General features: G+C 73.1%; 8 protein-coding genes. 6 read left to right on the forward strand and 2 right to left on the reverse strand.

What is annotated here, in order from left to right; all coding sequences use genetic code 11:
* The 4 genes from BZL64_RS29010 to BZL64_RS29025 form a co-directional block, all read left to right on the forward strand.
* Window positions 1–690 (forward strand): restriction endonuclease (locus tag BZL64_RS29010; protein ID WP_107430364.1); only part of this gene is annotated, 690 nt, incomplete at its 5' end.
* Window positions 691–796: 106 nt separating this feature from the next.
* Complete coding sequence (locus BZL64_RS29015; protein WP_086772128.1) at window positions 797–1,279, forward strand: SRPBCC family protein; 483 nt, start codon at window positions 797–799, stop codon at window positions 1,277–1,279.
* Complete coding sequence (locus BZL64_RS29020) at window positions 1,272–2,897, forward strand: phytoene desaturase family protein (RefSeq protein ID WP_086772129.1); 1,626 nt, start codon at window positions 1,272–1,274, stop codon at window positions 2,895–2,897. Before BZL64_RS29015 ends, BZL64_RS29020 begins: the two co-directional genes overlap by 8 nt.
* A 34-nt stretch (window positions 2,898–2,931) precedes the next feature.
* On the forward strand, window positions 2,932–3,816 hold the full coding sequence (locus tag BZL64_RS29025; protein ID WP_086772130.1) for an SDR family oxidoreductase: 885 nt from the start codon (window positions 2,932–2,934) through the stop codon (window positions 3,814–3,816).
* A 40-nt stretch (window positions 3,817–3,856) separates the two neighbouring features.
* Here BZL64_RS29025 and BZL64_RS29030 read toward each other — a convergent pair whose 3' ends face one another.
* Together BZL64_RS29030 and BZL64_RS29035 are read right to left on the reverse strand one after the other, a co-directional pair.
* Window positions 3,857–5,026, reverse strand: a complete 1,170-nt coding sequence (locus BZL64_RS29030) for a spore photoproduct lyase family protein (RefSeq protein WP_086772131.1) — start codon at window positions 5,024–5,026, stop codon at window positions 3,857–3,859.
* A gap of 144 nt (window positions 5,027–5,170) precedes the next feature.
* On the reverse strand, window positions 5,171–6,304 hold the full coding sequence (locus tag BZL64_RS29035) for a PP2C family protein-serine/threonine phosphatase (RefSeq protein WP_086772132.1): 1,134 nt from the start codon (window positions 6,302–6,304) through the stop codon (window positions 5,171–5,173).
* A 112-nt stretch (window positions 6,305–6,416) separates the two neighbouring features.
* On the opposite strand from BZL64_RS29035, the gene BZL64_RS29040 reads away from it, so the two are divergent.
* Together BZL64_RS29040 and BZL64_RS42065 are read left to right on the forward strand one after the other, a co-directional pair.
* The gene (locus tag BZL64_RS29040) at window positions 6,417–7,274 is read left to right on the forward strand and encodes a DMT family transporter (RefSeq protein ID WP_086772133.1); all 858 of its coding nucleotides are present in this window, start codon (window positions 6,417–6,419) and stop codon (window positions 7,272–7,274) included.
* 365 nt (window positions 7,275–7,639) lie between these two features.
* The gene (locus BZL64_RS42065) at window positions 7,640–7,948 is read left to right on the forward strand and encodes a hypothetical protein (protein WP_341868836.1); all 309 of its coding nucleotides are present in this window, start codon (window positions 7,640–7,642) and stop codon (window positions 7,946–7,948) included.
* The last annotated feature ends 1 nt before the right edge of the window (window position 7,949 follow it).

Raw genomic sequence — 7,949 nt, forward strand, 5'->3', positions numbered from 1 at the left:
GCCCGCACCGCCGCCGCGGCGGCGGAACGCCGCCCCGCGTGGGCCGTGACTCTTCTCGTCGTCGGCTTCGCCCTCACCGTCACCTGCTTTCGGGGCCGACGCCGTCGGTCGGTGCGCAGACTCGCCCGGCGCGCCACCGAGGCCCTCGAGGAAGCGGCCGAGACAGCGGTCGACGCACTCGGCGAGCCGGCCGTCGAAGCCGTCCCGGCCGGTGTCGCCGATCCGGCTCGGACGGCCGGCGTCGGCAGCGGGGCGGAGACGCTCCTCTTGGAAACGGCCGCCGCCACGCAGGTCACGGACTACGAGGCCCTGGACCCGGAAGAGTTCGAACAGGCGATAGCGGGCCTGTGCGCCCGCGACGGCTGCACGGACGTCGAAGTCGTGGGCGGAGCAGGGGACCTCGGCGCCGACGTCACGGCGGTGGCACCGGACGGACGCCGACTCGTCCTCCAGTGCAAGCGTTACGGGGACGGCCACAAGGTCGGCTCCCAGGATCTGCAGCGCTTCGGCGGCACCTGCTTCACCGTCCATGAGGCCGACGTCGCCGTGGTCGTCACGACCGCCGACTTCACCGCACCCGCCACCGAGTACGCGACGCAGTGCGGAATCGTCTGTATGGACGCCGAAGGGCTGCGCGCGTGGGACTCCGCCACGGGCCTTCGCCCGTGGGAGCTGTCCGGCGAAGGCTGAAACCGCGGGCTTCACGGCCGCATCGGAAATTGTTCTCGTCACCCCGGTTCGCCGACGGTCACAGGGGCACTTGGCGATGAGCGAAACCCGAGCACAGGAGGTCGTCGTGGCGGTCCGGCATCGGCTGATCAAGACATCCCCACAGCGTGTGTGGGCCGTCCTGGCGGACGGCGACCGGTACGCGGAATGGGTGGTGGGCACGGCGGAGTCACATCCGGTACTCGGGCAGTGGCCCCAGGTCGGCGCGGAGATCGGCTACGAGGTCCGGTTCGGACCCGTCCGGCTCACCAACCAGACCGTCGTACGGCGATGCGAGGAGGGCGTCGCCCTGGAACTGGAGGCCCGCGCCGGCGTGCTCGGCACCGCGCGGATCGCCATCGAGCTGCGCCCCTGGGGCAAGCACTGCCTGGTGATCGTGGACGAACACCCCCTGCAGGGCATGGGCGGAGCCCTGCACAACGCGGGCGTGGAGGCGCTGATCCAGCTCCGCCACCGTACGATGCTCGCCCGGCTGGCCGAGGTGTGCGAGGACGCGAGCACGGACCCCGGACCAGGCCCGGTGCCCGTCCGGGCGCACGGCCATGCCTGACGCCGTGGTGATCGGGGCCGGGCCGAACGGCCTGGTCGCCGCCAACCTGCTGGCCGACGCCGGCTGGAGCGTGGAGGTCGTCGAGGAGCAGTCCGAACCGGGCGGCGCGGTACGCCACGACCGGGAAGTGGACCCGGACTTCGTGAGCGACCTCTTCAGCTCCTTCTACCCACTGGCCGCCGCCTCCCCGGTGGTGGCGGCCCTGCGTCTGGAGGACCACGGACTGCGCTGGAGTCACGCACCCCACGTCCTGGCACATCCGCTGAGCGACGGCAGGTGCGCGGTCCTGCACCGGCGCATCGACGCCACCGCCGCCTCCCTCGACGCCTTCCACGACGGGGACGGCGCAGCCTGGCGACGGCTGCACGAGATCTGGGAGCGGCTGCGCCCCGACATCATCGACGCCCTGTTCACCCCTTTCCCACCGGTGAAGGCCACGGGGCGGCTCGCCGTCCGGCTGCGCGCGGCGGGAGGTCTGCGGCTGGCCCGCACCCTCCTGCTGCCCGTGCGCCGCATGGGCGCCGAGGAGTTCGGCGGCGAAGGGGGCCGGCTCCTCCTCGCCGGGAACGCCCTGCACGCAGACCTCGCCCCGGAGGCCGCCGGCAGCGGCGGCTTCGGCTGGCTGATGTCCATGCTCGGCCAGACGTACGGCTTCCCCGTGCCGGCCGGCGGCGCCGGCGCCCTCACCGAGGCGCTCGTCCGCCGTCTGCGCTCGCGCGGCGGCACCCTGCGCTGCGGGCAACGCGTCGACCGGGTTGTCGTCCGCGACGGCCGCGCCGTGGGCGTGCGCACCACCGACGGCGGGACACTCACCGCCCGCCGCGCCGTCCTCGCGGACGTCTCCGTACCCGCGCTCTACGGCGAACTCGTCGAGCGCGAACACCTTCCGGCCCAACTCCTGGCCGACCTGAAACGGTTCGAGTGGGACTTCGCCACCTTCAAGGTCGACTGGGCCCTCGACGGACCCGTGCCCTGGCGTGCCGAACCGGCCGCGCGGGCCGGCACCGTCCATCTCGCCGACGGCCTCGACGAACTCACCCGCTTCGCCGCGCAGATCGCGATGCGGCAGGTCCCGGACCGCCCGTTCTGCCTGTTCGGTCAGATGACGACGGCCGACCCGTCCCGCTCCCCGCACGGCACCGAGTCCGCCTGGGCCTACACCCATGTGCCGCACGAGGTGGTCTCCGACGCGGGCGACGAGGGCCTCACCGGCTCCTGGGGATCCAAGGAGCAGGAAGTCATGGCCGACCGGATGGAACGCCAGGTCGAACGGTTCGCTCCCGGCTTCCGCACACTCATCCGGGCCCGCCGCATCCTGGCCCCGCCCACCCTCCAGGCACTTGACGGCAACCTCCGCGCGGGCGCCATCAACGGTGGCACCGCGGGCATCCACCAACAGCTCGTCTTCCGACCGCTGCCCGGCACCGGACGGCCGGAGACACCGCTGCGCGGCCTGTTCCTCGCCTCGGCGAGCGCCCATCCCGGTGGCGGCGTGCACGGCGCGCCGGGCGCGAACGCGGCCCGAGCGGCGCTGCGCCGGCACCGGTCGCCGGGACTGGTGCACCTCCAGCGCGCCCTCACCCACCGGGACCGAGCGGGCCACGCCCGGCCCACCTGAGGCCGACAGAGCCGGCTGACGATCGGAGCGAGCCATGGCGCAGGCACACAGCCCCCTGGAGAACCGCACCGTCGTCGTCACCGGTGCCGCGCGGGGGGTGGGCGCCGCCCAGGCGCGGGCCCTCGCCCGGCGCGGCGCCCGCCTGGCCCTGCTCGGCCACGAGCGGCCCTCCCTGGAAGCCGTCGCGGCCTCGCTGCCCGCGTCCGCCATCGCCGTCGAGACCGACGTCACGGACCAGGAGGCACTGATGGACGCCGCCCGGACCGTCCGTACCCGGCTGGGCCCGCCGTCGGCCGTCGTCGCCAATGCCGGCATCGCCGAGGGCGGGCCCTTCGCACGCCAGGACATGGCCTCCTGGCGTCGCGTCGTCGACGTGAACCTCGTCGGCAGCGCCCTCACGGCCTACGCGTTCCTGCCGGACCTGCGGGAGACGGCGGGCTACTACCTTCAGATCGCCTCCCTGGCCGCCCTGGGCGCCGCCCCGTTGATGAGCGCCTACAGCGCCTCCAAGGCCGGCGTGGAGGCCTTCGCGCACGCACTGGGGGCGGAGGAGGCGCACCGTGGTGTCGCGGTCGGCATCGCCTATCTGAACTGGACCGACACCGACATGATCCGGGACGGGGACCAGCACGCCGTCCTGCGGGAGCTGCGCGCGCACATGCCGGCGCCGGCACGGCGGGTGCACCCCGTCGAAACCGTCGCGGAGGCCCTCGCCCGCGCCGTCGAACGCCGCAGCCCCGCCGTCTACGTGCCCGCCTGGCTGCGCTTCGCGCAGCTCGCCCGGACCGCGCTGCCACCTGTGGTCCTGCGTGTGTCCCGCCGCGAACTGTCGCGGCGGGAGGCGGTGGCGCCCCTACGCCCCACCGGTCTGCTCGGGGCCGGAGGCCGGGCCGACCGTGCTGCCCGGCCCCTGCCCTGACCCTGTTCCGCCGTTGCGGGGTGTGCGGGTCGGGAACGGTTCAGAAGGCGTAGCGGATGCGCAGCCACGGCGCGTGGACGCCGACCAGGTCGCGCAGGGCACTCAACGCCTCGGCCTTGATCGCGTTGCGGTAGCGGACGTTCGACGCGCCGTTCTCGGAACGTTTCGCCTGCTGAAGATCCGGCTGCCACAGCACCTGCTCGGCACGGGGATGCCAGCCCAGGTTCACGTCATGCAGTTCCCGGTTGTGAGTGAGCATGATCACCTCGGCGGCCGCCTGCCGCTTGACCCTCTCGGGCAGCACGTCGTCCAGATGTCGGAGCAGGTCCCCCCAGGCCTCCCGCCAGCCCGGCCGCAGGACGACGGGCGAGAAGTTGAAGTGCACCTCGTAACCGGCGTCGAGGAAGTCGGCTGCCGCGGCGACACGGGCGGCGACCGGTGAGGTGCGCACGTCCAGGAGACGGGCATCGATCTCGGGCATCAGGGAGAAGCGGATCCGGGTGCGGCCCCGCGGCTCCAGTGCGAGCAGGTCGGGATTGACGAACTTCGTCGCGAAGGACGCCTTGGCCGTCGGCCAGTGGCGGAAGGCACGTACCAGGTCGGCGGTGTTGTCGCAGACGAGGGCGTCGACCGAGCAGTCGCCGTTCTCCCCGATGTCGTACACCCACGCCGTCGGATCGCACTGGTTGGGCTCCCGTTTGGGACCCTGCCGTGCGATGTGCCGGCCCAGATGGGCGATGATCCGGTCGAGGTTGGTGAACACGGTGATCGGGTTGGCGTAGCCCTTGCGGCGCGGCACATAGCAGTAGGCACACGCCAGGGCGCATCCGTTGGAGGGGCCGGGGGCGATCCAGTCCGCCGAGCGCCCGTTGGGGCGCGTGCTGAGCGTCTTCCTCTCGCCCAGTACGAGTGTCTCGCCCTTGACGCGCACCCACCGTTCGACGTTCCCCTCGTTGCCGTGCAGTCCGGGAACACGCCAGTGGGAGGCGACCTCGACCAACCGGGCCTCGGGGAAGCGGGCGATGATCCGGCGGCCGCGCGCAGAGGCCGCGGCTGCCGGTTCGGCGTAGATCTCCCGCACGGGCAGCAGGCGACGGGCGGTGACGGAGTCGCGGAACGACGGGCCGGCGGAGGACGGGGGCGGCTCGAGGGCGTCCAGTCCGAACAGCGCGTCCAGCTCGCCGTCCGGGCCGACCGATGGGACGGGCATGAGGGCTCCGGAAAAGGGAATCGCGTGGGTCCGCGCGGCATACCACTCTACGCATACCGGGCACGTGGCTGCCGACCGGTGTGAGCGGCGCGCGGTCGGGCGACGGCAAAGGCCCCGACCGCCGGGGAGCACGGCCGGGGCTCGTCAGTCGACCTCGCCGAGCGGCCGCCTCCGCAGCACCATCAACGCCGTGTCGTCGCCCGGCGTGCCCGCCGCGTGGCGTCGCACGTCGCGGTAGACCGTCGTCGGCAGCTCGCCGGGGCGGACGTCGTCCCAGGCCGCGGCGCGCTCCTCCAGTGGATAGAACGTCCCCGACGGATCCCGTGCCTCGGTGACTCCGTCGGTGCACAGCAGCAGCGTGCCGCCCTGCGGGAAGGCGAACCACTCGACCGTACGGGGCTCCGGAGAGAGCGCGTCGAGACCGAGCGGAACGTGGGGCTCGCCCTTGAGTACCGGACCGTCCCGGTCGCCGTGCAGCATCAGCGGCGCGACGTGGCCGCAGTTGATCGCCTGGACCTCCGTGTCGGGACCGATGCCGAGGACCAGCGCCGTCACGAACCGCTCGCTCTCGCCGGCCTGCGCCGCGAAGGAGTTGTGCCGCAGCACCGCGTCCTCCAGGGCGTCGACGACCGCGGTCAGCGTGGGCTCGGCCACGGCCGCCTCACGAAAGGCACTGAGCACCGAGAAGGCCGCGCTGATGGCGGGCAACCCCTTGCCCTGGACATCCGCGATGAAGACCCGGCTGCCGTACGGCGAGGACACGACCTCGTACACGTCGCCGCCCACCCGGCTGTCCTCCTCCACCGGCTGGTAGAGGCCGTGCACGATGAGCTGGTCCGTCATCAGCGGGAACGGCCGCAGCAACTGCCGCTGGAGCGCCGCCGCGGCGGACCGCAGCCGGGCGATCTCCCGCTCGCTGCGGACCCGCTGGGCCGCCCGCGCGACGCTGAGCCCGTTGAAGACGACCGCGAAGACGACGGTGGCCGTCGCGGCGCCGATCGTGTCGTCCGCGGTGTCGAACAGGGCGGCGGCGATCATCACCGTGACCCAGGTGGAGGCGACAGCGGTCTGGCGCACGCCGCCCCGTCCGGCGATCAGCGCGGGCAGCACCACGAGAAACGGCGCGAGCCTGGTCTCGCGGTCCAGGAAGACCCCGATGACCGCCAGGACCACCGTGACGAGGACCAGCCAGAACACCACGACCGACCAGCGCAGCGGCGCCGTACGGCGCTCCCCGCTCGCCGCGGACGACCCGTTGGGCTCTCTCGACGCGTCCACCGTCTCTCCCGCTCCGTGTCCGGCCGTCGGCGTCCCGCCCGGGAACGGGAACACCCTCCTCCTCAATATCCGCCTCCCACGCCCCGCCCGCCGATCGCGGCATGGTGATCACATGACCGTGCTCGCCGTCCTGTTCGCCGTACTCGGTGCAGCCAGCAACGCCGTGGGGACGGCGTTCCAGCGAAAGGCCGCCGCCACGGTGCCGCGCGGCGGCAGCCTGCGACTGCTGCGCGCCCTGGTGAGACGGCCCGCCTGGGTCGTCGGTATCGCCGGTGTCATCGGCGCCGCGCTCTTTCAGGCCCTCGCCCTGGTCAACGGGCCCCTGGCCCTCGTGCAGCCCCTCTTCATCCTGGAACTGCCCTTCGCACTGCTGCTGGCCGGGCCCCTGCTGCACCGCCGCCTCTCCCCCGAGGGCTGGCGGGCGGTCGGGGCACTGGTGGCCGGTCTGGCCCTGCTCCTGCTGGCTGCGGCTCCCTCCGGCGCCCGCGACCAGGCGCCCATGACGCACTGGATCCCGGTACTGATGCTCTGCCTGGGCGCGATGGCCGGAGCCGTCGCTGTCGCCCGCCCCACCCGCTCACCCCTCTTCCGGGCGGCGGCGCTGGCGACGGCCGCCGCGATCGGCAACGCCCTGACCGCCGCGCTGATGAAGTCCGCCACCGGCCGCTTGGCCGACGCCGGCCTCCCCGGCTTCCTGACCGCCTGGCAGACCTACGGCTTCGCCCTTGCCGGCGTCTGCGCGCTCCTGCTGCTGGAGAACGCCCTCCAGGCCGGCCCGCTGGTCGCCTCGCAACCCGCGCTGACCATCGGCGACGCCACCGTGAGCCTCCTGCTCGGCATCACCCTTTTCGGCGAGCAGGTCCGCACCGGCTGGTGGTTCCTCCCGGAGGCCGCGGGAGCCCTCCTGCTCGTGTGGGGCGTCATCCAGCTGACCCGCGTCGTGCCGCACCTGGCCGACATCGTCCGGTAGGCTCCGCCGCCCTGCGGAAGCCGACGAGCGGTGTGAGACTTCGGCGAAGTGATCACACGAGCATGTGGTGGGTGAGGACATGGCGGCCGAAGCAAGCGACGAGCACGTGCTGGACTTCCTCGCCGACCCCGTCAACTCCACCTCGGAACTGTCCGCCGCCTGCGCCCGCTGCACCAAGGCGCTCGCCGGCGGGATGGGCGTACCGTACGCAGTCGCTGCGCGTCGGGGGATCCGGGACGGGCGGGATCACCGCGTGGTTCCCGCTGCTGGACGGGGCCGAACGCCTGGGCGTCCTCGCCGTCCACGCCCCCGCCCTCACCGCGGCGTCCCTCACCAGCGGCAGGGCCCTGGCCGCGCTCCTCGGCATGATGACCACGTCCAAGCGGGCGTACAAGGACTCCTTCGCGCGCCGGACCCGCACCGAGCCGATGCAACTGCCCGCCGAACTGCTGCAGGCCTTCCTCCCCCCCTCCCGCATGATCGGCAACGGTCACGTCGTGTCAACGGCGGTCCTGGAACCCGCGTACGAGCTGGGCGGCGACGCCTTCGACCACTGCCTCACCGACACGACGCTGCACGCCACCGTCATCGACGCCAAGGGCAGGGCCGAGCGGTCCCCGGCTCAGCCGCGACCGCGCCGTTCTGCCCGCTGGGCCTGCCCTTGGCGTCGATGAC

This window comes from Streptomyces bobili, from assembly GCF_002154575.1.
Lineage (GTDB): Bacteria > Actinomycetota > Actinomycetes > Streptomycetales > Streptomycetaceae > Streptomyces > Streptomyces bobili.